General features: G+C 58.5%; 28 protein-coding genes and 1 tRNA gene. 17 read left to right on the top strand and 12 right to left on the bottom strand.

Annotation, left to right across the window (positions count from 1 at the left end; genetic code table 11):
• Positions 1 to 17 precede the first annotated feature (17 nt).
• Positions 18 to 734 (top strand): hypothetical protein, encoded by a 717-nt coding sequence (locus OOF89_RS12025; protein ID WP_266076450.1) that lies wholly within the window; start codon positions 18 to 20, stop codon positions 732 to 734.
• A 21-nt stretch (positions 735 to 755) separates the two neighbouring features.
• On the opposite strand, the gene OOF89_RS12020 is transcribed toward OOF89_RS12025, so the two are convergent.
• Both OOF89_RS12020 and OOF89_RS12015 read right to left on the bottom strand, forming a co-directional pair.
• The gene (locus OOF89_RS12020) at positions 756 to 1,232 is read right to left on the bottom strand and encodes a 50S ribosomal protein L11 (RefSeq protein ID WP_076428494.1); all 477 of its coding nucleotides are present in this window, start codon (positions 1,230 to 1,232) and stop codon (positions 756 to 758) included.
• 235 nt (positions 1,233 to 1,467) lie between these two features.
• Entirely contained in the window at positions 1,468 to 1,671 is a 204-nt protein-coding gene (locus tag OOF89_RS12015) for a VNG_1110C family protein (protein ID WP_266076446.1), read from the bottom strand.
• Between the two features lie 111 nt (positions 1,672 to 1,782).
• On the opposite strand from OOF89_RS12015, the gene OOF89_RS12010 reads away from it, so the two are divergent.
• From OOF89_RS12010 to OOF89_RS11995, 4 genes are all read left to right on the top strand, one after another.
• Positions 1,783 to 2,892 carry an OBG GTPase family GTP-binding protein gene (locus OOF89_RS12010; protein ID WP_266076444.1) on the top strand — a complete coding sequence of 370 codons (1,110 nt, stop codon included), beginning with the start codon at positions 1,783 to 1,785 and terminating at the stop codon, positions 2,890 to 2,892.
• On the top strand, positions 2,889 to 3,344 hold the full coding sequence (locus tag OOF89_RS12005) for a TIGR04206 family protein (protein ID WP_266076441.1): 456 nt from the start codon (positions 2,889 to 2,891) through the stop codon (positions 3,342 to 3,344). The genes OOF89_RS12010 and OOF89_RS12005 overlap by 4 nt, the downstream gene beginning before the upstream one ends.
• A 99-nt stretch (positions 3,345 to 3,443) precedes the next feature.
• Positions 3,444 to 4,202 carry a VOC family protein gene (locus OOF89_RS12000; protein WP_266076438.1) on the top strand — a complete coding sequence of 253 codons (759 nt, stop codon included), beginning with the start codon at positions 3,444 to 3,446 and terminating at the stop codon, positions 4,200 to 4,202.
• A gap of 494 nt (positions 4,203 to 4,696) precedes the next feature.
• The gene (locus OOF89_RS11995; RefSeq protein ID WP_266076436.1) at positions 4,697 to 6,667 is read left to right on the top strand and encodes a DUF7827 domain-containing protein; all 1,971 of its coding nucleotides are present in this window, start codon (positions 4,697 to 4,699) and stop codon (positions 6,665 to 6,667) included.
• Between the two features lie 115 nt (positions 6,668 to 6,782).
• On the opposite strand, the gene dph5 is transcribed toward OOF89_RS11995, so the two are convergent.
• The gene (gene dph5 / locus OOF89_RS11990; protein WP_266076434.1) at positions 6,783 to 7,589 is read right to left on the bottom strand and encodes a diphthine synthase; all 807 of its coding nucleotides are present in this window, start codon (positions 7,587 to 7,589) and stop codon (positions 6,783 to 6,785) included.
• A 79-nt stretch (positions 7,590 to 7,668) separates the two neighbouring features.
• Positions 7,669 to 8,319, bottom strand: coding sequence for a hypothetical protein (locus tag OOF89_RS11985; protein ID WP_266076433.1), 651 nt, complete (start codon positions 8,317 to 8,319; stop codon positions 7,669 to 7,671).
• A gap of 374 nt (positions 8,320 to 8,693) precedes the next feature.
• Here OOF89_RS11985 and OOF89_RS11980 point away from each other — a divergent pair, with 374 nt between their 5' ends.
• Positions 8,694 to 9,674 carry a class I SAM-dependent methyltransferase gene (locus OOF89_RS11980; RefSeq protein WP_266076430.1) on the top strand — a complete coding sequence of 327 codons (981 nt, stop codon included), beginning with the start codon at positions 8,694 to 8,696 and terminating at the stop codon, positions 9,672 to 9,674.
• 91 nt (positions 9,675 to 9,765) lie between these two features.
• Positions 9,766 to 9,840: transfer RNA gene (locus OOF89_RS11975), tRNA-Thr, on the top strand.
• Positions 9,841 to 10,023: 183 nt separating this feature from the next.
• Here OOF89_RS11975 and OOF89_RS11970 read toward each other — a convergent pair.
• Positions 10,024 to 10,200, bottom strand: a complete 177-nt coding sequence (locus OOF89_RS11970; protein ID WP_266076428.1) for a hypothetical protein — start codon at positions 10,198 to 10,200, stop codon at positions 10,024 to 10,026.
• 77 nt (positions 10,201 to 10,277) lie between these two features.
• A complete protein-coding gene (locus OOF89_RS11965; protein WP_266076426.1) occupies positions 10,278 to 11,417 on the bottom strand; it encodes a GNAT family N-acetyltransferase in 1,140 nt (379 codons plus the stop codon).
• A gap of 202 nt (positions 11,418 to 11,619) precedes the next feature.
• Here OOF89_RS11965 and OOF89_RS11960 point away from each other — a divergent pair, with 202 nt between their 5' ends.
• The 3 genes from OOF89_RS11960 to OOF89_RS11950 all read left to right on the top strand — a co-directional run bounded on the left by OOF89_RS11960 (position 11,620) and on the right by OOF89_RS11950 (position 14,604).
• The gene (locus tag OOF89_RS11960; RefSeq protein WP_266076423.1) at positions 11,620 to 13,164 is read left to right on the top strand and encodes a class I adenylate-forming enzyme family protein; all 1,545 of its coding nucleotides are present in this window, start codon (positions 11,620 to 11,622) and stop codon (positions 13,162 to 13,164) included.
• Between the two features lie 95 nt (positions 13,165 to 13,259).
• Positions 13,260 to 13,973: a DUF2270 domain-containing protein gene (locus OOF89_RS11955; RefSeq protein WP_266076421.1), complete on the top strand. Its 714-nt coding sequence runs from the start codon at positions 13,260 to 13,262 to the stop codon at positions 13,971 to 13,973.
• Between the two features lie 268 nt (positions 13,974 to 14,241).
• Positions 14,242 to 14,604 (top strand): hypothetical protein, encoded by a 363-nt coding sequence (locus tag OOF89_RS11950; RefSeq protein WP_266076418.1) that lies wholly within the window; start codon positions 14,242 to 14,244, stop codon positions 14,602 to 14,604.
• Between the two features lie 101 nt (positions 14,605 to 14,705).
• Here OOF89_RS11950 and coxB read toward each other — a convergent pair whose 3' ends face one another.
• A complete protein-coding gene (gene coxB, locus OOF89_RS11945) occupies positions 14,706 to 15,488 on the bottom strand; it encodes a cytochrome c oxidase subunit II (protein WP_266076416.1) in 783 nt (260 codons plus the stop codon).
• A 189-nt stretch (positions 15,489 to 15,677) separates the two neighbouring features.
• On the opposite strand from coxB, the gene OOF89_RS11940 reads away from it, so the two are divergent.
• Positions 15,678 to 17,942 (top strand): DUF6789 family protein, encoded by a 2,265-nt coding sequence (locus OOF89_RS11940; protein WP_328517178.1) that lies wholly within the window; start codon positions 15,678 to 15,680, stop codon positions 17,940 to 17,942.
• Positions 17,939 to 18,496 (top strand): hypothetical protein, encoded by a 558-nt coding sequence (locus OOF89_RS11935; protein WP_266076414.1) that lies wholly within the window; start codon positions 17,939 to 17,941, stop codon positions 18,494 to 18,496. The genes OOF89_RS11940 and OOF89_RS11935 overlap by 4 nt, the downstream gene beginning before the upstream one ends.
• A gap of 29 nt (positions 18,497 to 18,525) precedes the next feature.
• Here the strand turns inward: OOF89_RS11935 and OOF89_RS11930 are convergent, their stop codons facing one another.
• Together OOF89_RS11930 and OOF89_RS11925 are read right to left on the bottom strand one after the other, a co-directional pair.
• Positions 18,526 to 19,365, bottom strand: coding sequence for a cytochrome c oxidase subunit 3 (locus OOF89_RS11930; protein WP_266076412.1), 840 nt, complete (start codon positions 19,363 to 19,365; stop codon positions 18,526 to 18,528).
• 189 nt (positions 19,366 to 19,554) lie between these two features.
• On the bottom strand, positions 19,555 to 20,358 hold the full coding sequence (locus tag OOF89_RS11925) for a GHMP family kinase ATP-binding protein (RefSeq protein WP_266076410.1): 804 nt from the start codon (positions 20,356 to 20,358) through the stop codon (positions 19,555 to 19,557).
• A 153-nt stretch (positions 20,359 to 20,511) separates the two neighbouring features.
• On the opposite strand from OOF89_RS11925, the gene OOF89_RS11920 reads away from it, so the two are divergent.
• A complete protein-coding gene (locus OOF89_RS11920; RefSeq protein ID WP_266076406.1) occupies positions 20,512 to 20,706 on the top strand; it encodes a DUF7501 family protein in 195 nt (64 codons plus the stop codon).
• Between the two features lie 260 nt (positions 20,707 to 20,966).
• On the opposite strand, the gene OOF89_RS11915 is transcribed toward OOF89_RS11920, so the two are convergent.
• Positions 20,967 to 21,308 (bottom strand): DUF7344 domain-containing protein, encoded by a 342-nt coding sequence (locus OOF89_RS11915; protein WP_266076403.1) that lies wholly within the window; start codon positions 21,306 to 21,308, stop codon positions 20,967 to 20,969.
• A 100-nt stretch (positions 21,309 to 21,408) separates the two neighbouring features.
• On the opposite strand from OOF89_RS11915, the gene OOF89_RS11910 reads away from it, so the two are divergent.
• The 4 genes from OOF89_RS11910 (at position 21,409) to OOF89_RS11895 (ending at position 24,218) form a co-directional block, all read left to right on the top strand.
• Positions 21,409 to 22,266: an ArsR/SmtB family transcription factor gene (locus tag OOF89_RS11910; protein WP_266076402.1), complete on the top strand. Its 858-nt coding sequence runs from the start codon at positions 21,409 to 21,411 to the stop codon at positions 22,264 to 22,266.
• Positions 22,267 to 22,322: 56 nt separating this feature from the next.
• On the top strand, positions 22,323 to 22,607 hold the full coding sequence (locus tag OOF89_RS11905; protein ID WP_266076399.1) for a hypothetical protein: 285 nt from the start codon (positions 22,323 to 22,325) through the stop codon (positions 22,605 to 22,607).
• Between the two features lie 263 nt (positions 22,608 to 22,870).
• On the top strand, positions 22,871 to 23,185 hold the full coding sequence (locus OOF89_RS11900; protein WP_266076396.1) for a spore germination protein GerW family protein: 315 nt from the start codon (positions 22,871 to 22,873) through the stop codon (positions 23,183 to 23,185).
• Positions 23,186 to 23,270: 85 nt separating this feature from the next.
• Positions 23,271 to 24,218, top strand: coding sequence for a phytoene/squalene synthase family protein (locus OOF89_RS11895; RefSeq protein ID WP_266079782.1), 948 nt, complete (start codon positions 23,271 to 23,273; stop codon positions 24,216 to 24,218).
• Between the two features lie 21 nt (positions 24,219 to 24,239).
• On the opposite strand, the gene cruF is transcribed toward OOF89_RS11895, so the two are convergent.
• Both cruF and OOF89_RS11885 read right to left on the bottom strand, forming a co-directional pair.
• Positions 24,240 to 25,073, bottom strand: a complete 834-nt coding sequence (gene cruF, locus OOF89_RS11890) for a bisanhydrobacterioruberin hydratase (protein ID WP_266076394.1) — start codon at positions 25,071 to 25,073, stop codon at positions 24,240 to 24,242.
• Positions 25,066 to 25,896, bottom strand: coding sequence for a prenyltransferase (locus OOF89_RS11885; protein WP_407661567.1), 831 nt, complete (start codon positions 25,894 to 25,896; stop codon positions 25,066 to 25,068). Before OOF89_RS11885 ends, cruF begins: the two co-directional genes overlap by 8 nt.

The raw sequence follows: 25,896 nt of genomic DNA, 5'->3' as shown, positions 1-25,896 counted from the left end.
GAAACGACAACACCTGTATGACATCGCTTCCGGGTGTTTTGTCCCTTCTCCTCGCAGGGGTTCATCTCGTAACAGGAGAAGTGCGATCGTTTCGGGTCGTCCCACGGAGCAGTTGGCTCTCGATGGCTGGCGGTGCGTCGGTCGCCTACGTTTTCGTTCACATTCTGCCCGAGCTCAAAGGAGGGACAGTACTCGCGTCAGTGCCCCTGTTTTTCGGTTTCGTCGAACGCCACGTTTACATCGTTGCGCTGTTCGGGTTTTCGTTGTTCTACGGACTCGAACGACTGGCACAAACGGCCGGGGACGAAGCCGCGAGCGAACGGAAAGCAGACGACGATATCTTTTGGCTTCATATCGGTTCGTTTACCGCGTACAACGCGCTTATCGGCTACTTGCTCGTCCACCGGGAACAGCCGGGACAGGTCAATCTTCTGCTGTACGCTGTCGCGATGGGGCTCCATTTCGTCGTCAACGATTACGGACTTCGGGAATTCCATCACCAAATCTACGACCGACTGGGCCGCTGGCTACTCGCCGGATCGGTCATCGTCGGCTGGGCAATCGGTAACGCGACGGAGGTGGATGAAGCAGTCGTAAACACCTTGTTCGCGTTCCTGGCCGGTGGCATCATTCTCAACGTCATCAAAGAGGAGCTACCCGAAGAACGCCAGAGCCGGTTCTGGGCGTTCGCAGCCGGTGCTAGCGGCTATACGACTATTTTACTGTTCGTCTGATTCGAAAACGGAAAACCCGGATTAGGCTTCGAGCGCGTCGTCGTACTCGCCTGCGTCGACCTTCGCTTTGAATTCGCGAGCGTCGTCGCCTTCGACGGTAACGCCGAGCGAGGCACACGTGCCGACGACTTCCTTCGCCGCGTTCTTCGTGTCGTAGGCGAGGAGATCGGGGTGTTTCTGCTCCGCGATCTTCTTCACTTGGTCGATGGAGAGGTCAGCGACGAAGTTCTTCTGGGGTTCGCCACTGCCCGTCTCGAATCCGGCTTCGTCCTTGATGAGTGCCGCCGTCGGCGGGACACCGATTTCGAGTTCGAAACTGCCGTCCTCCTCGATGGAGATCGTGACGGGAACTTCGGTGCCGTCGAATGCGGCAGTCTGCTCGTTGATTTCGTTGACGACTTCCTGCACGTTGACCGCGGTCGGGCCAAGTTCCGGGCCGAGCGGTGGGCCGGGGTTGGCCTGCCCTCCGGGTACGAGGACTTCGATTGTATCAGCCATACCCGAACGAAATCTCGCTGGAGTTTTAAGGATTACCTTTTCGGGCGTTCAGCGGAGATTTCGAGCGTTCCCTGAAATAGTCCTCGCGGTGAAGTTCTCCGATGTCTTGCTGCCGTCGAATTCCGCGAGTACAAGGATCGAGAAATGGGGTGTTTGGACCTCGTCCGTCGAAAATGCTGGAATAGCCCGGCTGAGTTCAGTTCAGTTCAATTCAGTTCGCGTTCGACGCTGTCGATTACGGTAAGCTCACGCCATGACGGCCGAGAAACTGGCTCGCCTGTTTGATCTCGATTGGACTACCGATGATACGGAGATAGCCCTCTTCGAAGGGGATGATGCTGACCATGAACTGCCGTTCCAATTCGCGTCGAATACCACTGAGCGCGTCGCGGGGGAGAACTATCTGCGTACTATCGCGGAGGCGGGCGGGGTCCGGCATTGCGTATAGTCGTTACGAAGGCCGAAACGTATTAACGTACCGAAATTAGAAACGGAATCCCGTTGACGAGAAGGAACAAGTTTTTCGGCAATCACGGCCGACGTGTTGCTAATGGGACTGGAGGAGGAAATCGAAGCACTCCGCGAGGAAATCACCAATACGCCGTACAACAAGTCGACCGAGTCGCACATCGGTCGGCTGAAGGCGAAGCTCGCGGAGAAAAAGGAAAAGTTGGAAAACCAGTCCTCTGCCGGCGGTGGCGAAGGATACGCGGTCGAAAAAACGGGTGATGCGACGGTTGCGTTCGTCGGCTTTCCGAGTGTCGGTAAATCCACTCTCCTGAACTCACTCACCGCCGCAGAGAGCGAAGTTGGCGCGTACGAGTTCACGACGCTAAACGTCAATCCAGGCATGCTGCAGTACAACGGCGCGAACATCCAACTGCTCGACGTGCCGGGACTTATCGAAGGTGCGGCCCACGGACGCGGTGGCGGACAGGAAGTCCTCTCCGTCGTCCGTGCCGCCGACCTCGTCGTGTTCGTTCTCTCCGTCTTCGAAATCGACCAATACGAACGGCTTCGAAAGGAGTTGTACGAGAACAAGATTCGGTTGGACTCTACACCACCGAGCATCTCGATCGCCAAAAAAGGGCGAGGCGGAATTCGTGTGACGTCCAGCGCCGACCAGGATATCTCGGAGAACGTCATCAAAGAGGTCCTTCGAGAGCGTGGATACGTAAATGCGAACGTGACGCTCCGTGAGAAAGTGGATATCGACCGCCTCATCGACGGTATCATGGACAACCGCGTCTACATACCGTCGATGGTGACGGTAAACAAAGTAGACCTCATCGAACACGATTACGCCCAGAAGGTCAACGAACAACTGCGTGACCACGACATCGACCCCGACGAGGCGGTGTTTATCAGCGCGGAAAAGGAAAAAGGGCTGGATGCGCTGCGGGAGAAAATCTGGGACGAACTCGGATTGATGCGAATCTATATGGACAAACCGGGGCGAGGCGTCGATTACGACGAACCGCTCGTGCTCCCGTATGGAAGCACGATCGAAGACGCCTGTGACCGACTCGGCGGCGAAATGCGCGAACGATTCCGATTTGCGCGTGTCAGCGGCCCGAGCGCGAAACACGACGAGCAACAAGTCGGAATGGAACACGAACTCGCCGACGAGGACGTGCTCCGGATGATCCTCCGGAAGTGAGGCTTCTGTCGCGTTCATACTTCGAGACGGTCCTCACATCTCGACGACTCGTTTTGCTCTCGTTGTTCGTCATTCCGTGGACGGTCCTCGTCGTCGCTGGTGGAACGACACTGGTCTTCCCGTGGGGACTCGTGAACCCGAGAACGCTGCATGTGACGACCCTTCCGGAATACCTGTTCGTCCTGACTGCTGGGCTACCGGAGCAGCTGCTGTCCTGGCCACTCAGCGTGCTGTTGTATCTGATCGCCCTCGCGAGTGCGTTCTCCGGACGGTTCGAAGACGGACGGGTGACGGGTGGACTGCTCGCGATTGCCGGAATAACGCACCTGAACTTCGCCCTCCGATTCGTCGGATACGGTGCGTTGGTGATTCCACTAGGGCCGATCGCGCTGTTCGCTGTCGCATGGTGGTTCCACTGGCCCGATTTTCGGCAGTTCTTGAACCGGAGGTAAGACGTTCGTCTTGTTGATGACTCGCGCGTACGCGTAGGCAATCCACAGTACTTCCGCGAACGGTATGCTTTTCGCTCCGGAGCAGGTGGTTTCCAACGTATGACCGGGACGATCGACCACGTGATGATGCGCGTAGAGGATTTGGATGAAACGCTCGACTGGTACGGCACGCACCTCGACTACGAGGAGAAAGGTCGATGGGAGGCGGATATGTTCACCAACGTCTATCTCGGCCCGGAAGACGTTCACGACGAGGGTGCCGTGCTCGAACTCACGTACAACCACGACGACCGAAGCTACGAGATGGGTGACGCGTGGGGACACATCGCGGTACGAGTCGAGGACGTGTACGACGCCTACGAGGAACTGATGGATGCGGGCGTCGAGGATTACCGCGACCCGGATTCCTGTGGCGGGCGCTACGCGTTCGTGAAAGACCCGGACGGTCACGAAATCGAAATCGTCCAGCGGGACCACGGTGCGCGTTGGAGTATCGACCACACCATGATTCGCGTCGAGGACGCGGACGAGGCACTCGGCTTCTGGACGCGCAAGTTCGAATACGAACACACGGGTCGCTGGGAGTCGGACACGTTCGCGAACTACTTCATGAAACCCGAGGACACCGCCGAGGAGTCGATGGCGGTCGAGCTCACGTACAACTACGACGGCCGGTCGTACGAGATGGGCGACGCATGGGGCCACCTCGCCGTCCGCGCTGACGACCTCCACGACGACTGGGAAACCCTGATGGAACGCGAGGCGGCGGACTACCGTGACCCCGAATCTTGTGACGACAGATACGCGTTCACCACCGACCAGGACGGTCACGAAATCGAAATCGTCGAGCGGAACTGAGCGAACTACTTCGTCCCCCTGTCGGTGTTTAGCGGATATTTTTGCCGGGAGATTGGCGAATAGGACGAAAATATATTTTTTCTGTCAGTGATGGTTCAGAGTCATTTTTGGTATCGAATCATATCTTCGTTCGGATTTGCTTTCCGACACCACTTAAAGACTGGAACTGTGAATCTCCGCGTTAATCCCACCTTTCTTCGAGCGATGGATAGCAGCATAATTCGGTTATGGTCCGATTGATTACCTATTTGTTGAATTTCCATGAATCGCGCTATTGCCCGAATATGGGGTTAAGAGCCCTCAACAACGGACCCACAGACCACAAAGAATTTATAATGACAGCATTACTTTCTTCCTGTACCCTACCCATGGTGGCAGATGAAGTACCACATTCATCCCAAAATCGGTTTGGGTTGGACAAAACACGAAAGTGGTCGTGGGAAAGGAACTGTCGCCGACCAAGAAACAACTAACGAGAAAGCATGACAGGAAATATGACAAAAGTTCGCAGCCTCGTCCTGACGGCGCTGATGGTTATGTCGGTCTTCGCCGGCGCAACCGCGTTCGCAGGGACGGCTGGCGCAGCCGATGCGGAAGTCGGTGTCGACTCGCCGATCTTCCAGGGACAGGATGCGAAAGCAACCGGATTCGCTAACGGTTCGGATGTAACGCTCGAAAAGAAAGTGGACGGTAACTGGATCTACCAGGACCAGTACACCTCGGACGGCAACGGTACTGTCGTTGTCGACACGTCCGGTCTCGAAGGCCAGTTCCAGCTTGACGACGGAACCAACACTGCATCCTTCCAAGTTGTCGAACAGACGCTCGACTTGAGCGCTGACACGACCGAAGTGAAGAACGCAGGTTCGGACTCCGAAATCACGTTCTCGCTCGAAAACTCGAACCGAAACAACTTCGACGTCAACGCGACGTCCGAAGAGGCATTCGGCGAGGACGTCGAAAAGAGCGTCGGCACCTTCAGCGATGACGGTGACGAAGCAACTCTCGACTTCTCCGACGTCGACGCAGGGACGTACAACGTTACGCTCTCCGTTAACGACACGGACGCGAGCGAAACGTTCGAAGTCACCGTCACGGACGCAGGCGACATCAGCGCGGACTTCGAGGAGTCGTCCTACAGCGTCCCACGCGGCGACATCGTCCCGATTACGGTCGACCTCGACAACACCGACTCCGCGACCGTTCAGGTCGGTAGCAACGAGTCGAACTTCAACATCTCCGTCGACGTGACGGACGGTTCCGGTGACGCTGACGACGGTAAAGTCACGTTCTACCTGAACACGTACAAAACGACCGACAACGATGCTGACAACGTCATCTACGCAGGCGCCGAAAGCGGCGACAGTGTCGATGCTACGTGGGTGACTGATTCGCTCGACAAACCTGTCGCAGTCACCTCGGGCGACAACATCTACCAGCTCCGAGTCGACGCTGACGGCGACGGCACGCCGGAGAACGCCGCCGCACTGAACGTCAACGACCGAAACACTGGTAGCGCCCAGACGTGGATCGCACCCGCCGACCTCGGCGCGGACAACCCAACGGATCTCATGGACGCAGTTACGCAGCGTAGCAACGTCGCATACGGCGACTACGTCGTCGTCCAGATCAAGGATACGACGGGTATCTACGGTGCAGTCAGCGATGTCAGTGACCTGTCCGGTGTCACCGGTCTCTCGATGACGGTCACCGAAAACGACCCAGAACCGAACACGGACGCTGACACGTTCACCACCAGCAACTCGGGAGTCTCCATGATCGACGACGGAGCTAACGAGTCGCTCTACCTCCTCATCGAAACCGACGCCATCAATGGTGTCAACGAGAACGACCTCATGGGCGAGTGGACGGCTGAGTTCACCGTCGACTCGGACTACGCAGTCAGTCCTGACGAGAACCAGACCGTCTCGACCACGTTCTCCGTCGAGGAGCCAACCGTCGAAGTGAACAACGGTAACGACGTCTCGGTCGCACCCGCCGACAACCAGTCCGTCTCGGGGACGACCAACTTCGCACCAGGCACCTCGGTGAGCCTGCAGGCTAGCTCCGGTGTCTTCTTCAAGAACCTCAACGACCTGACGGTCGGCGAAGACGGTTCCTTCGAAGGCATGATGGACTTCAGCGAATACGAGAACGGTACCGAGTTCACGGTCAAAGCAATCGTCAACGGTCAGTCGTCCTCCATCGAGGGTGTCCTGAACAACGCTCAGGAAGACCCAGAGGACACCACGACGACCACGACGACGACCACGACGACCACGACGACCACCTCGCCCGGCACGGACGACACCACGACGACGTCCACCACGCCGGACGAGAACAACGACACCACGACGACCACGACGTCCACCACGAACGGTGACGGTCAGCCTGGTTTCGGTGTCGCCATCTCCGTTGTCGCACTCCTCGCCGCTGCGCTCCTCGCGCTCCGCCGAGAGAACTAACCCGGACACCGAGTCCGACTTCGACTAACGAATCCCATTTTTGACGCACTCGATCGCTGAGCGGCGGCGCTATCGAACGGGACTGTATTACGAAGAACAACGACGTTTCGTACCGCTATTCGACGTCGAGAAGCTGGCTCGGAGCGCCTGCGAGCGATTCGAGGGCGTCCGCTTCGATGTGGTGCAGGTCGCCCGGAATCACGAGGAGGTGGAGCGGGTCGCCGAAGTCGCGTTTTGTGAGTTCGGACAACCGGTCGGCTTCGACTAGCGGCTCGGGACTGCCTGCACGTGCGACGACGACGGCGAGCACGTCCTCGTATCCATCGGCGAGCATCTCCGCGGCAAGGTCGGCGGTCATGTACTCGTCTTCCGCATCGGCGTCACCCGTTCCGGACGGGTTCCAGCCGACTTTGATATCGAGGTAGACGAGGGTATGGAGGCCACGGTTCCGGTTTTCGTCAAGCACGTTCGTCACGCTCGCCGGGAGACCGTCCGCGCCGTGGGCGTAGTCGAACGGAAGCGTCGTTGCCTTCCCGAAGCGATAGTTTTGCAGTCCGGTGAGTCCGCTCGCAGCGGATTCGGCCGTCGGGGCGTGGATGACTCGCGTGTCGATACCACGCTCTTCGGCGCGGAGTCGAAGGTCGACGTGGGTCGTCGAAATCATGGTGTCCCCCGCGGTGAGGAAGGCGGCGTGTCCCGATTCCGCGGCGGCGAGTATCGTTTCGGGGTCCTGCTCGACACCCGCGCGGTCACGGACCTCGATATCCTTGTCGTGGAACGATTCGAGATCGGTGACATCCGCTCCGATAAGTTTGCTGGTGTAGAATTCGGCAAACAGTCTGTCCGCGTCGGCGATCGCGTCACGGCCTTCGACGGTGATGGAACGCTCGTCGTACAGGCCGAGTCCGATAAAGGTGAGCATACGGCTATTCTGCGTTGCCGTCGGTTAAACGGCGCGAAACGCACCCGGTCGAAGAAATAGGATCGTTCGTCGGAGTCGTTCAGTACTGCTGTCCGGGGAACTGCTCCGATTGTTGCATACCGCCTTGATAGCCCATTTGTTTGCCACCTTGCTGGCCCATTCCGCTGCCCTGTTGGCCCATCTGACCACCGGTTTGTTGACCCATTCCGCCGAATTGTCGGCCCATCTGCTCGCTACCCTGTCCTATCTGTCCTCCGGTTTGTTGCTCCTGAAGGGACTGGAGCGCACCGATCCCCTTGCCGATAGAGTCGAGCGACTGTCGTGTGTGTTCGATGGTATCCTGCACTTCAGGCTTGTCGACGTGCTGTTGCAGTTGCTGGAGACCGTCCTGCATGACCTGCAGCGAGCACTGACCGATCGCTTGACTGAACGGCGACTGGCGGATGATGAGTTTCTTCTGGAGTTCCGAAATCTCCTGAATGTCATCGCAGACGCTCGCAACGTGGGGGAGCCCACGCTGGGTCGCTTTCACTTTCGCCCACTCGGCCGTGGTCGAAACTTTTTCCAAATCATCGACGGCGAGACGGACTTCGCTGGGAACCGACTCTTCGTATCGCTGGCGCACTTGCTGGCCGATCGGTCGATATCGCTGTGACTGTTCGCTGGTTCCGTACTGTTGCTGTGTCTCCGGTTGCTGTGTCTCCGGTCGCTGTTGGAATTGTTGTGCCATGATGGTACACCGGCTCTGTGCGTTCGAGCCAAACCGCGGTACAGCGAGACTGGGAATAAATCGATGCCACTGTTCGAAATCGTTTAGCTAGTTACCTCGATAACTATGGCTTCGTACGCGGCTCCGGGACGAATCCTCCCCCCGGTATCGGCTCGTCAAACAACTGATTATAATATGATGGTTTCGCCCACGCTGGGACCGTTCTTCCGAAAAATCGAAACGACGCCGTTCGATTACCGTGTCAACAACGGACACCCCGCTCCCTCGACAAGCGACGGTTTTTGACGCTCAAGTGTCCGTTGGGATGGACGAATTCGAACGTTGCCCGCGCCCGAAGCGTCAGCGTTAACGCTCGCTTCCGGCAAGACCACTGTATGAAAGCGCCTTGTGTGCGCGTCGAACGGGAACGCGGCGAAACGACGCGCCGCCAACTCGCGGAGTCCGACCTGATAGCGGAAGACCTCGAAATCGTCGTCGAAGGCGGGTGGCTTTTCGTTCCGATCGTCGATCCTGATGGTGTTCCGGACGCGCTCGAAGTCGTTGAACACGACGTTCCAACCCGTGAAACCCCGGATATGCCCGTCGATATCCTCGGATTCGAACCGACGTACGAGCGACTCGGGGACATCGTCCTCATCGACGAGGACGACGACGACCGTGCGCGAGAAATCGCCGATGCACTCGTGTCGTCCGCATTTCCCGTTAAAACGGTGCTCAACCGTGCGTCGAAAATCAAGGGCGAGACCCGCGTCCGCGATTGGGACCTGCTTGCAGGCGACGAGACTGAAACCGTTCACCGCGAATATGGCTGTGAGTTCGCACTGGACGTCGCACGGGTGTACTTTTCCCCTCGTCTCGCCACCGAGCGTCACCGCGTCGCGGAACAGGTCGTCCCCGACGAGCGAGCGTTCGATATGTTCGCAGGTGTCGGCCCGTTCGTTATTCCTTTCGCAAAGCGAGATGCACAGGTCGTCGGAACTGACCTCAACGACGTGGCGATAGGGTACCTTCGGGAAAACGCACGTCGGAACGGGATCGAAGACCGAGTGACGGCGATCGCTGGCGACGTTCGGGAAGTCGCATCCGAGTACGAAGACTGGGCGGACCGTCTCGTGATGAACCTCCCTCACAGCGCGAACGAGTTCCTCGACACCGCAGTCAGCCTCGCCGGAGACGAGTGCGTAATCCACTACTACGACATCCAGCACGAAGACGACCCGTTCGGCCCGGGTGAAGCGGCGATTCGCGGCGCGGCGGAACCGGAGTACGACGTTTCGGTCGAGACGAGACGAGAGGTTCGATCATACGCACCGCACGAACTGAACGTCTGTCTGGACGTGCGATTAACGCGCTAGTTCGTGATGGATTAAGCCGGGAGACCGCAGGCATTTCGCAACCCTTATGCACTACGTGGTGTCTACATTTGATTGCAGTAAGCTACATCGGGCCGGTGTAGCTCAGACTGGCTAGAGCGATTCCTTCGTAAGGAATAGGCCGAGGGTTCAAATCCCTCCACCGGCTTTCTATCACGAACGATTCCACGAGGGGGACAAGTTCGTTTTTGATTTCGAACGAGAAAAGACCGTCAGCGATTAGTGGCTTTTTTCGATGAATCGGTACGGCCAGTCTAAGTACTTCCCTCCCCTACGTATACTATAGGTGATTCCGATGGAGGGACCGTTAGTAGGGAAACGACGCAGTCGCTTAGTCGAGCAAATAAAGGAACTCCAGCGGGAGGTCGAACAGCACCGAGCGGAGTTGTCCACGCTCGAACTGCTCCAAAGGGAATCCAGAACGCGAACCGTCCGTTTCGATGGGTACGAAGGAATCTGTGTCAGTTGCGGCGACGGGATCATCCTCCGAACCGCGGACCGCCTTCATTGCTCCTCGTGCGAGTATCAGCGTTATCTATAAACGCGGTCGTGATGGCGTTTGAGGCGTTCGACGGCGGATGCGGCTTATCCAACTTCTAACTCACAGAACGACAGGTTCCAGCGATTTTCGTCGGCCAATGGTTGCCCGTTCACGACCCACGGCTTCCGTGGGTCGGTTTGCTGACCCGACGGGACCAGTGGTCGCGCGGAGAACCAGTACGCGGAGGTGAGCCTCGAAAGCGGGAATCGGTCGGTTCCGAAAAAGCCGTGCCGGGCCAGTACTGAACGCGGAATCGTCGTTCCGGCAGCAACGACCACGTCGGCGTCTCGATAGTCGGCCAGAATTCGACCGAGCAGTGCCGAAAGCGCCTTTGCTCGTGACCAGCCGCCGACGACCGGGAGCACATCCGAGAGGTGGACGATGTTCGCGTCCGTATTTCGCTGTTCACCGACGACGATCGCGACAGGTCCGTCCTCCCCACTGAAGACGTAGGTCGTGTAGTCGTACCGTGGGTTGGCAAACCGCCACCCCAAAAACTCCTCGTCTCGAACGGCGTGGACGCGTTCGGTCCGGTGGCGGGTCGCGATTTCCGCGAGGACCGAGACCGGGACACCGGTGTAGCGGTCCGTTCGACTGTCCGATGCCGTCGATGCCATCAGATCGCGGGTCGCGAGATAGCCGCGCACACCCGGCACCGCGACACTGCTGAGGGGAGAGTCGGCCAGTGCTCGCGGGTTCTGCACGCGATAAAACTCGACGAACTTCGACATGATACCATCCCGGAGCGACAGCGTTTTCGCCATTTTTTCGAGTCCAGCCTTCACGGCCTCGTTGGGGAATCCAACGACGATCGACGGTTCTCGCGGTCCGTAGTAGTCGTACACTCCCTGTGCCATCCGAGTGAACAGACCCCGTCTTCGGTGGTCGGGGTGCACCATCGGATCAACCTGTACGAGTGCGAGTTCTCGCGCCCCGCCGACGCACAGCGGAATCGGCAGGCTCGGACGAGCACCCACGACCTGTCCGTCCCGTTCGGCGATGCAAATCGGTACGCGCGACCGGTATGGATTCGCTCCGAACTTCCAATCGAACCAGTCGCCGCGTCCTCGGCGGTCGCCGAACACCGTCTCGTACAGCGCCAACACACCGGCTCTGTCGTCGGGTTCGTACTGGCGAATCCGGTACGAATCGGTCGTGGACGCCTCGTACGTTCTGTCGGCCATCAGATGAATCGTCGTGGACGAAGTCTGTAAATCGCGAGGGTCGTTCGGGAAATAAGCAGTGTCGTCGTCCCCGCTCCAAAACCGGTGAAAATCGGTACGGCAAGCTTATCGGGTCCGAAGCAACCAGCTAAATCGATAGTTCGACTCTGCGTTCAGTGAACGGTTTGCTACACTTTTGCCGACGAACCACGGCACGGTCCACATGAAGGCAGACGCGTTTTCAGTCGTGGCTCGTTCGGGGAACGTAGCGCGACTGTACGACGAAACTGCGGACACCCATCCGGGGAAACTCGCGCTCGAAATGAACGACGAGCGTTACACGTATGCCGAACTTCGTGACCGTTCCGCACGGTTCGCAGGCGGTCTTCACGCGCTTGGACTACAGCCCGGCGATAGAATCGCCCTGTTCTTACCGAACTGCCCGGAGTTCGTCGTCGCCGCACTCGGGGCGCTCAAGGCGGGGACGCCGTTCATCCCGATGAATCCACAGTACCGTACTCGGGAGGCCGTCTATCGGCTGGAAGACGGCGGTGCTACTGCCATCGTCACGGACGAAGCGCTTCGGGGGACCGTCGACGCCGTGACGAACGAACTCGATGGCGACCCAATCATCATCGGACGTGGTGACCGTTGGGACCATTCGTTTGCAACTATCGATGGGGACCCCACGCTCGTCGAGCGACTGGACGACGATGTCGCCATGCAACCCTACACGAGCGGGACGACGGGAGACCCGAAGGGTGTCTTGCTCACCCACAGAAACCTGCGAGCGCAATCGTTTATGGGATTCGAGCGAACCACCCTCGATGCTGAACAGGAGCGATTTCTCTCGGTGCTCCCGCTGTCACATATCGCCGGATTCGTCAATCGAACGTGGCAACCCCTCATTCGCGGTGCGAGCGTCTATCTCCGCGACCCGGAATCGTGGGACCCGGAGGACGCGATGGCGACCATCGAATCGAAACGAATAACGAAATTCGGCGCCGTCGCGACGATGTACGTCGATATCATCGAACACGATTCCTTCGGCGAGTACGATCTATCGAGCCTGAAAGAGTCGATGGAAGGAGGGACGACGATGCCGACTGCGGTTCAAGAGACGTTCGAAGCGGGTGCCGGTCTAGAACTGTTCGAAGCATACGGCCTGACGGAAACCGGCGGGGGAACACACGCCGGAATCAACGCGACGTTTGGCCCACGGTCCGGAACCATCGGTCAACCGTTCAGAGCGACCGACTGCAAGGTTGTGGACGCGAACGAGGACGAAGTCAAACCCGGCGAATCCGGAGAACTGCTCGTCCGGGGGCCACATGTGATGAAGGGATACCACGGGCTGCCCGAGGAAACGGCCACGGTATTTACCGAAGACGGCTACTTTCGGACCGGCGACATCGTTCGCCGGGATGACGACAACTACTACGAAGTGCTCGGCCGAAAATCCGATGTGATCCTCACTGCGGGCTACAACGTCTATCCGAAGGAAGTGGAGGAGGTACTGCATCACCATCCGACCGTCGCGGACGCTGCGGTGGTCGGCGAACCGGACGACAGACGTGGCGAGACTATCAAGGCCTACGTCGTTCCAAAAGCCGGAGAATCACCCGATGCAGACCAGCTTCGGAACCATTGTTTGGAGACGATGGCGGCGTACAAACATCCGCGAATCATCGAGTTCGTTCGGACGCTTCCGCGGACGACGAGCGGAAAGGTACAACGGTTCGAACTCGGGGCGCAGTCGGACGACTGAGGGCGTCGTCTGTGAATCCGTCGGCGCTCGATCAATACCGCTGCCGAAATCATTCGAGTAGTAACCTTTTCGCCGTCACGAGACTATGGTATATGATGACAAACGACAGTCCCGAGAACTTCGATTCGACCGGGGACACGGCACGGGAAGTCGCAAAGAATGCTGCATACGACCGCGAGGAGTTCCTTTCGCTGGTCCCCCATTACTATCGGGGTGAGGTTTCGACCGCAGGAAAGTTCCTGGACAGACTGGATCTCACCGTCGATTGGGCGATTGCCTTAGTCACCGCCGTTCTCGCGCTTGCGTTCGAGAGTACCGACTCCTCCCCGTACCTTCTGCTCATCGGTATGGTAGCCGTATCGATGTTCCTCATCTTCGACGTGCGGCGATACCGGATGTACGATGCGGTTCGTGCTCGCGTTCGTCTCATCGAGGAAAACGTCTATGCGAACGCGTTCGACCCCGCAGGCGCACCGGTCGAGGAGTGGCGCGAAGAGATCGGAGACGACCTTCGGAAGCCGATGCTCAAAGTATCGTACAGGGAAGCATTGTCACGGAGGCTTCAACGTGTGTATTACCTCCTCCTTTTTCTCCTCGGCGTAGCGTGGCTGTTCAGAATAACGGTTTTCGTTCCGAGAGAGACGTGGCGCGAAACGGCCTCCGTTCCAGGGGTGACCGGAGAAATCGTCGTAGCGGCGGTTGGCGTGTACTACTTCGTCCTGACGCTCATCATGCTCTGGCCGCAACAGCGCGAAGCGAAAGGGGAGTTTCACGGCGAGGTATCAGGGGAGTGGAAGGATACCGAGTAGCGGCGAAGGGACCGGTGAGGCGATAGGCCCACCCTACGATACGTTTAGAGGTGCCTGTATCGTTGGAAACTGTTCCATCGAACAACGCGTTCGAGGGAATATATTTACGTTTCCTGCAACCGTATCAGAACGGAGAAGAACAATTCCAACGACTTTTGATTGATTTTTCATATAGAAAATGTACGAAACAAACGCAGAATAACCGATTCGAACTAGCCCCAACGATCTTCCTGCTTTTTGCCGTTCCCAGCGGATTACTGACTATACCATGCGAGTAACACCACGACGACTCGTTGCAAGCGTGCTTGTCAGCATACTACTCATCAGCGGCGGCGCGACCGTCGCACTGGCGGACGATCACGCCTCGGATGCGGGCGTCCACGATGTCGGCGGCCAGGAGATAACCGTTAGCGACGCCACGGTAACCATCGCGGACACCCATCTCGAGGGGCCGGGACTACCAGATACCACGATCGAAGAGCGAAGTTACACTGTCGAAGAGACGACGACGACCATCGAAGGGGTCTCACTGTCGATAAACGGCCAAACGTACGAAATCTGCCGAATCGAACTGACCCTCGAGAACGTCGGCGTGACTCTGGAGAACGTCGAACTCTCGAACGGTAACTGACCGCCGATTTGGGTTTTCTCTTACTATCGTCTCGTCCCGTTCGTTTTTCCGGTCGAAGTCACCGTGAACGGTACAGTTCTGGCGGGATACTCGGTTCGGAGCTATCCCGTTGCACTGGTGGCGTTCGACTCCATCCGTGCCGTCGAATTCCCTCGAAGCCACTGGCGGTACTCGTTCTGGGGAAGCACCCTGACGGTCGTCCGCATTCGTGCGTGGCCCGCCCCACAAAACTCGGTGCAGTAACCACGGTACGTCCCGGGTTCGGTAACGCGCGTATGGATAACGGTCGTTCGACGGGGAAACACGTCCTGTTTGAGACCCAGTTCGGGAACGAACAACGAGTGGATAACGTCCGCGGAGGTCATTCTGACGTATACCTCCCTGTTCGCCGGAATGACGAGTTCATCCTGGGTCGTACGGTTCGATTCAGGATACTCGAACTCCCATCCCCACTGATAGGAGAGACCATGCACTCTCACCGCGTTCGACGAGGCCGAGCCGTTGGTTTCGGCCATCGGTGCCAATCCACTGGACGATTCGCCGGGTTGACCGGGTTGTTGGGGTGTGATGTATGGGCTGGCGAGCACCGTATAGGCCGCGAGACCGACGAACAGGAGGATGATGGCCGTCGCGATGGTCCATGTGATTTCGAGCGCCGGGTCTTCCGCCGTCGGGAGTGGGTCATCGTTGTCCCGGAATCGGACGACTGCGTAGATGAGAATGACCTCAACGAACAGCGTCAACGGGAGTGCCACGTAGATGAGCTGGAAGTTCAACTGATCGATGAGCCGTTTGTTGACCGATTGTGCGGCCACTGGCGCGACAGCGGCGATTCCGACGACGACCAGAAGACAGGCGAACACCCCCACGCGACGAAGTCGCATTGTAGCCGAGTCAACTGACGTTCGGATATAGTTTACCCCGTCCCTGCCCAAATATCAGTATTTTAATGTTTCCCGTGGCCTTTGTCTTTATCGTACTGGCTCCCGACGCGAGTATGTACGCATGTACGAGGGGTGGGGATCGGAACGCGGAGCGGAGGAAATCAGCCACGAAGCGGAGGACCTGCGGCCGTGAATCGTGCAGTCATCGAACTGAGCATCTTCGGGACGGTTCTCTGTAGCTGTTGGCTCGTATTTTGGCTCTCCCGCCGCCGCGCAACACAACCGGACGGTGGCTATCAGTCGACACGCGAAATCGACGTGGATTTGGAGACGCTCAAGCAAACGGTGATTCACTGGACGACGACGACGAACCATCGAGAGGTCGGGATACTGTACATCCTCTTTGGCACGTTTGCAGCGCTCTGGGGTGGAGTTGAGGCGATGATGATGCGAACCGAACTGCTGACGCCCAGCGCGGATATCTGGTCGGTGGAAACCTACAACGCCCTCTTTACGTCACACGGAATCACGATGCTCTTTTTCTTCGTGACGCCCGTGTTTTTCGGCATCGCGAACTACTTCGTCCCACTTCTTATCGGAGCGGACGATATGGCGTTCCCGCGGCTCAACGCCATCGGGTTTTGGCTTCTACCACCGTCCTTGCTCCTCGCACGTGGTGGACTTCCCGCTCAAGTTGTCGGCCAGTTTCTTCGTCTGTTCGGCGTTCACGGTGACCTCTTTCGGTTCTTTTGGACGCTCCAGGAACCGGAACTCGGTTGGACGCTGTACACACCACTCTCGATACAGTCGCCGAACCCACAGGTGAACTTCCTCCTCCTCGGGTTGCATCTCTCCGGCATCGCGACGACGCTCGGCGCCATCAACTTCATCGTCACGATTGCATACGAACGTGGTAACGAAATCGGCTGGGAACATCTCGACATCTTCGTTTGGAACATCCTCACGACGAGCGGCATCATCCTCTTCGCGTTCCCGCTTTTGGGGAGTGCGGTCATCATGCTCCTGCTCGACCGGAACTTCGCCACGACGTTCTTCACACCGGACGGCGGTGACCCGATTTTGTGGCAACATCTCTTCTGGTTTTTCGGCCACCCCGAGGTGTATATCATCTTCCTCCCCGCCGCAGGATTGATGAGCTTTATCCTGCCGAAGTTCACGGGGCGAAAACTGTTCGGCTTCACGTTCGTCGTTTATTCGACGCTTGGAATCGGCGTGCTCTCCTTCGGCGTCTGGGCACACCACATGTTTACCACCGGCATCGACCCGCAGATACGAGCGAGTTTCATGGCTGTTTCCATCGCTATCGCCATTCCGAGCGCCATCAAGGTGTTCAACTGGATAACGACGATTTGGTCGGGAAACATCAGGCTCTCCGCTCCGATGGTACTCTGTATCAGCAGTATCGGAATGTTCGTTGTCGGCGGTGTAACCGGCGTGTTTCTCGCGACGATTCCTGTCGATATCTTCTATCACGGGACGTACTACGTCGTCGGCCACTTCCACATGATAATCATGGGCATCATTCCCTTCATGATGTTCGCGGCGAGCTACTACTGGTATCCGATTCTTACCGGACGGTTGTACGACCGCCAACTCGCGCTGTTTCAGTCCCTGCTCCTCGTCTTCGGTTCCGTGATAACCTTCGGGACGCTCATCGTGATGGGGTTGCTCGCCCTTCCGCGCCGATACGCCGTTTACCCACCCGAGTTCGCCCCGTTTCAGCGGGTAGCGACCGTTGGTGCGTTTCTCATCGGCCTGAGCGTGCTTCTGTGGTTGTACAACATGCTATGGTCGTACTGGAGCGGTGAGCCGGTTCGAACTGCTGACGTGTGGGGGCTGAAACGAACACAACAGTTCACGCGGGAGTGGCAGTGGTTCGAAGGGCGGTTGGAAGAACGGTACGGCGTCGAACCGACGGAACCCGAAATAACGCGCCCGTCTTCGACGACCGTTCCCGGTGAGGGAAGCCCGACGGTTCTCCGGAGCGTGGAACCGCTGTTGAGAACGGTCCCGAGAATCGCTTTCGCCGCCGGAATCGGCGGACTCGTCGGGACGACACTCATGTCGGGTGTGTTGTTCACCGCGACGATACTGGGCATATTCGACCTCTCGTCGTTCTCCGAACTCGCGGAGTTGGTCGGTGCACGGGGCGTCTCCGTCGGCTACCTCCTCTTTCTCGCGGGTGGGATGACGACGTGGGCACTCCTCTTTGCCGTGTTCGCCGAATATCTGCCCGGACGACCGCGAATCATCACCGGGCTGGCCTACGCGACGATCATTTCGGTCGGGTTTGCGCTGGCGTTCTACACCGGACAGACAGGGCTCCAACTCCTCGGCTACGTCGTGTTCGTTCTCATCGCTCACTGGTTCTACGGATTCGGACTGGCGGTCACGTTCCAATACCTCAGTTCACGATGGCAGGTCGAAGGATGACGGGGGACGAGCGATATTCGAGTCCCCTGTCCGAAGACGAATCGACCGGTTCGGTCGTCCTGACGTACGGTGCGCCGTTTCTTGGAACGCTTCTCGTCGCCGTCGGCCTCGCTGGCGGCACCCTCGGTGGATACGCCATCGCACAGTCGGAGCTGGGACTGTGTGGCAATCCGACGATCGTCGTCTATTCGCCCGCGGAAACGGCACAGTACACGAACCCGGGGGGGCCAACACTCGAGAGGTTCAGTGCCGCGGAACTGACCGCAGGTGAACGGCACGCGTTCGAGGAGGCACTTCGAAGTCCGAGACAGGTCGCCGACGTTCGGTCGGAGTTCGTCCATCGCGATGCGTTTCGACGCGGGGTTCTCGTCACGACCGGTGGAACCGCCCGGTACGTGACTATCTCCTCGACGAATCCGTGTCTCTCCGTAGATCCACTCCTCTTTCCACTGGGCGTCGTGGCGATACTCCTCGGTATCCTCGGTATTCTCACGCCGCCCCTCTATCGGAAACTGCTCGAACGCGAGGAACGGGCGGGACGCACGCCCCGGTGACGGCAGGCAGAATTTTTGACCCGGTAGTCCTACAGGGTAATCTCCGCACCGAAATAGAGCACGAGGACGAGAAAGAGCCAAACGACATCGACGAAATGCCAGTAGTACGACACCGTAGCAACCGACGTATCCCGGTCAGCGTCGTACTGGCCACGCAGTCCCCGCCAGAACACAATTCCGAGCAGAACCACACCGAGCGAGACGTGTAGTCCGTGCAGTCCGGTGAGACCGAAAAAGGCGCTTCCGAAGATGCCGGACGTGAGTGTGAATCCCTCTCGAACGACGAACTGATAGTATTCGAAGACCTGCCCCCCGACGAATGCGACACCGAGTAGGATCGTAAGGCCGAGGAGAGCGAGAAACCGATTCCGGTGTTCGTCCTCGAGTGCGACATGCGAGAAGTGGAGGGTAAAACTGCTGAGAACGAGAACACCCGTGTTGATGAGCACGAGCGAGGTCAACACGTTGGGAAGTTCCGTCGATGGCCATTCACCGAGACGGACGATAAAATAGTAGGCGAACCCCGCGCCAAACGTTGCAACGTCCGTTAGCAAGAACAACCCCATCGTTACACGGTATGCGTTGCGTTTTTCGCTGCTTGCTCGCTCCTGCCAGTAACTCGTGAGATAGGCTTGGTTGAGCCAGCCAGCCAGCCCGCCGACGAACACGACGAAGCCGAGAATCGCGAGTACGAGGCCGAAAATCGTCGGAACGACATCGGTCACCCGCCCCAACAGTGCGAGTGCGACCCCCGCATACAACACGCTGGCACCGACCGCTGAAACGATCGGCCATCGACTGCGCTCGTGGTGGGCCGATTCGTGGGTGTCCGTCGGGGTATCGTCGATGCCGACCGCCGAGTCCGTCATCGCTGACTAAGACAAGCCACCGAGAAACAAAAAGACGATGGCAGCTCTTCGCCGAAAGACGGGCCACGAACACGATGGAATCAGGGGTCCGAAGCCGAGTGGTTCAGTCGCCGGAACGTCACGTTACTCGACCAGTTGATGCTTCCGTTTCCCAGCGCGTCACTCGTTTAGGTAGATGGTGGTGTGTATTTACAGAAGGTGTGCGCCTTCGTGTGATATTTGGGTACTGTTCGGCAGGACGCCGTCGATTCCGACGGCGAACACCGTTTCACCGAGCATCGCCATGCTCGCGGTGCCACCCTCAGCTTCGACTTCGAGGACGGTGTCGCGAACGCGGCTCGTTGGGAGTTCGAGTTCGCGGGCGAACGCCCACGCATCGCGTGTCACCCGCTCGAGCGACGGGTTCTCGGGAAACGACGTGAGGATTCGGCGGCCCACCGTTTGGACACGACTCATGAGCTCGTCGTCGCCAAGCGCTTCACTCGTGGACATGCCGCCGTACGAAACGTACTCCACGATGTCCGCCGGTTCCCATCGTCTTTTTCCCCTCCCGTCGTCCATCAAAAGGCCGCCCGCCGACTGAATGAATACGTCGCCGAGTCCGGTGCCTGCTTCGACTTCCGCGAGATGCGATAACTGAACCAGTTCGTCGTGGGAACGACCGAGTTCGTACCGCTCGTTCGCGGAGAGTGCGGTTGCGAGCGTCGCCGCTCCGCTTGCGCCGAACCCACAGCCGATGGGAACGTCGGCGTCGAGTTCGACCCGTGCTGTAACGCCGAGTTCATCGAGAAGGTTTTCGACCGGTTCGAACTCGGTTCGTTCGCCGTCGAGCACCACATCGGTTCGGTCGGCTGCCCGCACGTCCGCAACGAGGCCGTCTTCGATAGCCATGCTCGCGCCCCTCGACTCGTCTCCCGATTCGGTCGGTGCAAATACCGCCGTGACGCTCCCAGGTGCAAACGCTTTCATAACGCTAGTGACGGAGAAGTGCATCTTCAATCCGCTGTCTACGTATCGCCGTAGGAATCGACGAATCGACTATCGCGGCACTCATTTTTGGAAATATAGTCACCGTACGGGAGCATATGTGTACGAATATCCTCTTTGACTCGAAATATTTTATAATATGTCGTTGTATGACCACCTATGTCGTCCCAAACGCAAAGAACAAGAAGGACCTCTTGGACGAATCCGGAACGGTGTCCGTTTTGCGACGCTCACCTCAACGATGGCGGGTGGGGGTTCATTGCTCACATTCGGGCGAATCCACGATGCGAAACCGAGTACGACGCCTGGCGCGAGCGAATCGCTAGCGACATGGGTGGCGAGTGGGGCGGGTAAAAAGGGTTCGGCTACCCGTTTCCGACTCCCCGGTTCCCATCATCCCTGGCTCCCTGATTTTCGGGTCCGTTTCGCTCCCCGCGTTCGGTTCACCTTCGCGGTCGCTTTCCGAATCGTCCCCGTTCGCGCGTCACGTCCATCTTCCGAGTCACATTCGTCGTCACCTCCTCGTTCGCGCTGTGTGGGAGGTTCATCACGACCGACGATTCGGTGACTATGAACCGTGTTAGTAAGTGAATAAACCGTACGACGATGAGACGTTAGCTCGCTTCGTCATCGTATTCGAGGGTCACATCGAGCAGATTGCTCAGCATTTCGGGGAACCGGATGACTTCTACCCGCTCGTCGTCCTCGTGAAGGCGAACGATTTTCGCTGCAGTGAGTTTTGGGATGTCGGTGTGATGCAGTTCGGTGTAAATTTGGACGTGTGCCTGCGCGGATAACGGCTCGCTTTGGACGGCATCCATCCACCCTGCGACGTTATCGGCGAGCCGTGTCACCGTGGTTTCGTCGTGTCGTCGAAGATGATACAGCGCGTACCGTCGTCGTGGCTCCGCGAGAATCTGTAGCAACGTTCCCAGCGAATTCGGCTCACCATCCATGGACTCGTCCTATCGAAAGAGGCGTTTTGGCCGGGTAGTAATAAAACGCCGGGAAGTCCCAGTCGGGCAGAGTTATAATCGCCCACTGAAATGGTCATATATGGTCGACTTTTTGCCCTCCACCGTCGACTCCGTCGCGGAGGAAGAGCGTGACCCCCGCGTCGTCGGCGTCGATAGCGAGGATGCCGACAAGCTCGTCGCCGCGCTTTCGTCGGAAACCGGGCGGAACATCCTCTCAACCCTTTACGAGGAACCAGCGACTCCGGCAACCATCGCGGAGCGAGTCGATACCTCGCTTCAAAACGTCCAGTATCACCTCACAAAACTGGAAGACGGCAACCTTATCGAAGTCGCGGATACGGCCTACTCGGAAAAAGGCCGTGAGATGAAGGTGTATGCGCCAGCATCGGGACCCCTCGTCTTGTTTGCCGGAAACGAGTCGGATACCGTCGGGCTGAAATCCGCTCTCTCGAATCTCCTCGGGGGACTCGGCGTCCTGGGACTGGCGAGTCTCGTCGTTCAGCGATTGTCGACGGGAAGCTTGTTCTCGTTCGGTGGGATGTCGAACAGCGGTGGCGGATATACCGGCGGAGATAGTGCCGGTGATGCAGGTTCGGGTGGTGCAGGAAACGGTAACGCGGGCAACGAGGCGACGACTGCACTGAACACCGATGCGGATGGAGGGGCGACGACTCAGCTATCATCCGATGGTGGAACGACGGAGGCGGCGACACGCGCCACCGAAACGCAGACACAATCCGTCGGAGACGCTACGACGACGGTTCTCGACCAGACGACGGAGTTCGTCGGGGAGAGCACGACGACGGTTCGAACGGTCGCGGAGGGGTCGGCGAACGCTGGTCTCCCACCAGGTGTCCTCTTTTTCCTGGGTGGCGCGCTGATTCTCGTGCTCGGGTTTGTGGTGTGGTACATCCGTACTGGACAGAGGTCGAACTGACGACGACGAGCCATCGTTAAGTCGCAACATACGGTATCATCGGACGAGGTGCGTGTGTGCTCGATCAGCGAACCATCCATACCATCGGCACGCTGTCGATAGCGTCCGGCGTAGCGCTGTTCGTACTTTCGATACCGGCGATCCTCCTTGCGAGTGCAGATCTCGTTGCGCGTACGACATCCCTAGAAGAAGCGGTAGCGGTTCTCTCGAACTCGATCCCGGCGAATGGGTTCGTCTTGGGTACCCCGCAGACGACGTTCACGCTCGGACTCGTCGGATTGGGCGTTAGCTGTTGGTTGCTCGGGATAGGGTTGCTCCTGCAGGGACGGACGGAAGCCTAACCGGTCGATCATTCGACGAGGAGATGGTGTGTGGCGCGGTGTGCTGGCTGGCAGGTGGATGGTGGATGACGTTCCAATGTATTAGTCACGGCGACACCGTGTTGCGCCACGCTTGGTTGGTGAGGGGGAAATATAAAAAACGTCGCTAATTGTACTATATACGTCTCGGGAGGTGTTTTCGGAGTTTGCCGTCGGCTGATCCATTTGAGGCGGCCGTTTGGCCCGCAGAAAGTATCTTGTCGATATTCGACGAACTGGCTACCATGGTCGATTTCGACCGAATCGAATCAGCGATGGTGCGATTTCACCGAAGTGGGACCGTCGAGCGGGTGTACGGCGATCCGATATCCGTGGATGATCGAACCGTCGTCCCGGTAGCGAACGTCGGTTATGGATTCGGTGGCGGGGGAGACGATGACGGTAGCGGATTTGGTGGCGGTGTCCGTGCGACCCCAGTCGGTGTCGTCGAAATATCGCCGAATGAAACGCGATGGATTCGATTCGACGAATCACGCCGAGCCACCTTGGCGCTCGTAGCGGGGTTCGTTCTCGGTTGGCTACTGAAGCGACGGAAATGATCGCACAAGTGACTGTCTTCGCAAACGATTTATGGCATATGGCGTCGTACTTCCACGTCACGCCGAGGCCGAAACGGGGGTTCCGATGGTCACAGAACGCCAACTCACCACCAGTAAGACGATACATCGCCGAACCGGACGAACGTTCTACGTCGCCACTCGCCTCTTGCCGAAACGAGTGCGCCACCCAACTTACGTTTTGTACGCCTTCTTTCGGACTGCGGACGAAGTCGTAGACGACGCGGCAGGGGTATCACCGGACGAACAACGGGTCGAACTTGAACGGCTTCGGGAGCAGGCGCTCGGCCGTGAATCGCCCGACGACCCCGTTCTCGCCGCTTTTCGTGAGGTCGCGGACGAACACGACATCCCCGATGCGGAAATCGAGATGTTTATCGATGCCATGCAGACGGACATCGAGAAAGCGCGATATGCGACTTATGGCGAACTCGAATCGTACATGCGTGGATCCGCGGCCGCCGTGGGACGGATGATGGTCGCAATCATGGATACGGCGGACCCGGAGTGGGCCGGACCGCACGCGACGGCGCTCGGGGAGGCGTTCCAGTTGACCAACTTCCTTCGGGACGTGCGAGAGGACATCGTGGAGCGCAACCGAATCTATCTACCACAAACCACGCTCGAACGCCATGGGGTCACGAACGAGCAAATCATACACCGTGACCATTCGGAGTCGTTTTCCAGGGTGATACGCGACGAACTTCGCCGTGCGGAATCGCTGTACTGGAAGGGAGTGAACGGTATCCAGTATCTTCCCGAGGACTGCCAGTTCGCGGTATTGCTCGCGTCAGTTCTCTACGCGGAGCATCACCGACTCATTCGGGGGCATGAGTACGATGTTCTATCGACGACGCCGCAGTTGAGTCTCACTCGAAGACTGTGGGTTCTCGTCAGAACTCGCTGGCATTGGCGAATCTCGCGCGACCCGGAAACGGTTTTCAGGGCGGTAAGCAGCATTCCCGAGGCGAACGACTATCGTGCCGGAACCGGCGCACCGGCACCGGTACGCTGACCTGTTCGGGCGTTTCGGTCGTCATCGTAGCGTTTCGCGTGCCGGTAAGCCGACGACGAAATCGAACCGGTCGATTCGACGGAGTCCAGCGAACAGAAACAGCGCAATCGCGACGGGAATCCAGTTCCCGAAGTAGGCGTTCATCGCACCCCAAAGGATGACGAAGCTTACCATGTCGTCCAGCATGAATTCACACTGATCGAGGCGGTCACGGAGCGTCCGCCAGTCGAATCCGAACTCGACCAATCCGACGGCGATGACCCCGCTGAGCACCCATCCGAGATAGTTCGATAGTGGAACGCCGTAGTACATTCCGCCTCCGTCGTACGCCCAGAACCCGAGGGCGACTGCGGCGGGGTCCAACACGAGATCGATGACGAGAACGACGGCGAGCGAGGCTGTAAGCCGTGCGAGTCTGGAGTTCGCGTGTGGGCCGAGCAGAAGCAGACAGAGCAGGTAGCTGTTCAGCACGAGTGGGAAAAAGAAGACGGGGAGCCCTGCAGGAACCGTCCCGAACAGCATCGGCCCGAGTTCGAGTTGGTAGTGGAACCGTCCGTAGGGAAACCCGGTCGTCACGCCGAGAAATTCGATACCGTACGTGTACGCCGCCAGCACGACGAGTGCGATTCCCGCTCTGCGGTCGATTTGAGGAAGGAGTCCGGCCACGAGTGGCGAGCGCATGACCAGCGTTCCGAAGATGATGAGCAACGGATTTCGAGCGAGCCATCCCGGAAGCCACGCTTCGTGACCCGCCACGAACATGAGCGCACCGACGAGCGGAAAGACGACGGCGATAGTGAATCGATTTTCACGAACGACTGCCGACAGCCACGTTTCCGCGTCACGTCTATCCACGGACGACCCTCCACAGACCGCCGACCGTCAGCAGCATCCCAACGACGGTGTTGATGGCCGGATACCACCAATAGGCCCGATTGATCGCCACGTCGCGGGCGACCCACGCCACGACGAGCGCGGGATAACTGAGCAACAGAAGGCCCGCACGTGGGTCGAGAAGAGCGAAACAGCCCGCCGCGAGCGACCAACACAGCGCGCAGTACGCGAGCGTCCGACGTTCCCCGAGTATCGTCGCAGTCGTCCGGATTCCAGCCCGACGGTCGGGTTCGATGTCCGGAATCGCGGAAAACGTGTGCATAGCCATCGCCCAAAGCCATCCGCCAGCGACGGCGAGGAGCGGCGGTTGACTTCCCGAAAGAGCGGCGTAGGCCGCAGCACCCGGCAGGATGTACAGCCCGTTCGAAATCGAATCGATCAGGGGCGTCGTCTTAAATCGGAACGGCGGTGCCGAATACTCCGCTCCCAGTACGAGAAAGCCGAGAAGCCACGGCCAGGCGACGTTCGGGGAAAGTGCCAGCAGGCCGATCCCGAGAGCCGCGGAAAGCACGACTGCGATCGGCACGGCCATGCTCCCCTGATAGCGGACTTCTCGCTCGTCTTTCTTCGGATTCTCCACGTCCACGTCGGCGTCGAATATGTCGTTGATGCCGTAGAGGAAGACGTTCGCGGGGAGCAGGAAGTACGCGAAGAGCGCAACTGCGGGAACCGAGAACAGTTCGCCGGGATTCGTCGCTCCGTATGCGATACCGACCAGTACCGGGCCAGCGAGGTAGAGCCAAAACCGCGGACGCGAAAGTTTGAGTAAATTTCGAAATATCAT

The organism is Haladaptatus caseinilyticus, from assembly GCF_026248685.1.
Classification (GTDB): Archaea; Halobacteriota; Halobacteria; order Halobacteriales; family Haladaptataceae; genus Haladaptatus; species Haladaptatus caseinilyticus.
This window is presented reverse-complemented; position numbering and strand designations above follow the sequence as displayed.

Coding starts and splice junctions, on each gene's coding strand:
- OOF89_RS12025 (WP_266076450.1), top strand. CDS start 18: ATGACATCGCTTCCGGGTGTTTTGTCCCTTCTCCTCGCAGGGGTTCAT.
- OOF89_RS12020 (WP_076428494.1), bottom strand. CDS start 1,232: ATGGCTGATACAATCGAAGTCCTCGTACCCGGAGGGCAGGCCAACCCC.
- OOF89_RS12015 (WP_266076446.1), bottom strand. CDS start 1,671: ATGCCGGACCCCGCCCGCCTCCGCGATAGTACGCAGATAGTTCTCCCC.
- OOF89_RS12010 (WP_266076444.1), top strand. CDS start 1,783: ATGGGACTGGAGGAGGAAATCGAAGCACTCCGCGAGGAAATCACCAAT.
- OOF89_RS12000 (WP_266076438.1), top strand. CDS start 3,444: ATGACCGGGACGATCGACCACGTGATGATGCGCGTAGAGGATTTGGAT.
- OOF89_RS11995 (WP_266076436.1), top strand. CDS start 4,697: ATGACAAAAGTTCGCAGCCTCGTCCTGACGGCGCTGATGGTTATGTCG.
- dph5 (WP_266076434.1), bottom strand. CDS start 7,589: ATGCTCACCTTTATCGGACTCGGCCTGTACGACGAGCGTTCCATCACC.
- OOF89_RS11985 (WP_266076433.1), bottom strand. CDS start 8,319: ATGGCACAACAATTCCAACAGCGACCGGAGACACAGCAACCGGAGACA.
- OOF89_RS11980 (WP_266076430.1), top strand. CDS start 8,694: ATGAAAGCGCCTTGTGTGCGCGTCGAACGGGAACGCGGCGAAACGACG.
- OOF89_RS11970 (WP_266076428.1), bottom strand. CDS start 10,200: ATGAAGGCGGTCCGCGGTTCGGAGGATGATCCCGTCGCCGCAACTGAC.
- OOF89_RS11965 (WP_266076426.1), bottom strand. CDS start 11,417: ATGGCCGACAGAACGTACGAGGCGTCCACGACCGATTCGTACCGGATT.
- OOF89_RS11960 (WP_266076423.1), top strand. CDS start 11,620: ATGAAGGCAGACGCGTTTTCAGTCGTGGCTCGTTCGGGGAACGTAGCG.
- OOF89_RS11955 (WP_266076421.1), top strand. CDS start 13,260: ATGACAAACGACAGTCCCGAGAACTTCGATTCGACCGGGGACACGGCA.
- OOF89_RS11950 (WP_266076418.1), top strand. CDS start 14,242: ATGCGAGTAACACCACGACGACTCGTTGCAAGCGTGCTTGTCAGCATA.
- coxB (WP_266076416.1), bottom strand. CDS start 15,488: ATGCGACTTCGTCGCGTGGGGGTGTTCGCCTGTCTTCTGGTCGTCGTC.
- OOF89_RS11935 (WP_266076414.1), top strand. CDS start 17,939: ATGACGGGGGACGAGCGATATTCGAGTCCCCTGTCCGAAGACGAATCG.
- OOF89_RS11930 (WP_266076412.1), bottom strand. CDS start 19,365: ATGACGGACTCGGCGGTCGGCATCGACGATACCCCGACGGACACCCAC.
- OOF89_RS11925 (WP_266076410.1), bottom strand. CDS start 20,358: ATGCACTTCTCCGTCACTAGCGTTATGAAAGCGTTTGCACCTGGGAGC.
- OOF89_RS11920 (WP_266076406.1), top strand. CDS start 20,512: ATGTCGTCCCAAACGCAAAGAACAAGAAGGACCTCTTGGACGAATCCG.
- OOF89_RS11915 (WP_266076403.1), bottom strand. CDS start 21,308: ATGGATGGTGAGCCGAATTCGCTGGGAACGTTGCTACAGATTCTCGCG.
- OOF89_RS11910 (WP_266076402.1), top strand. CDS start 21,409: ATGGTCGACTTTTTGCCCTCCACCGTCGACTCCGTCGCGGAGGAAGAG.
- OOF89_RS11900 (WP_266076396.1), top strand. CDS start 22,871: ATGGTCGATTTCGACCGAATCGAATCAGCGATGGTGCGATTTCACCGA.
- OOF89_RS11895 (WP_266079782.1), top strand. CDS start 23,271: ATGGTCACAGAACGCCAACTCACCACCAGTAAGACGATACATCGCCGA.
- OOF89_RS11885 (WP_407661567.1), bottom strand. CDS start 25,896: ATGATATTTCGAAATTTACTCAAACTTTCGCGTCCGCGGTTTTGGCTC.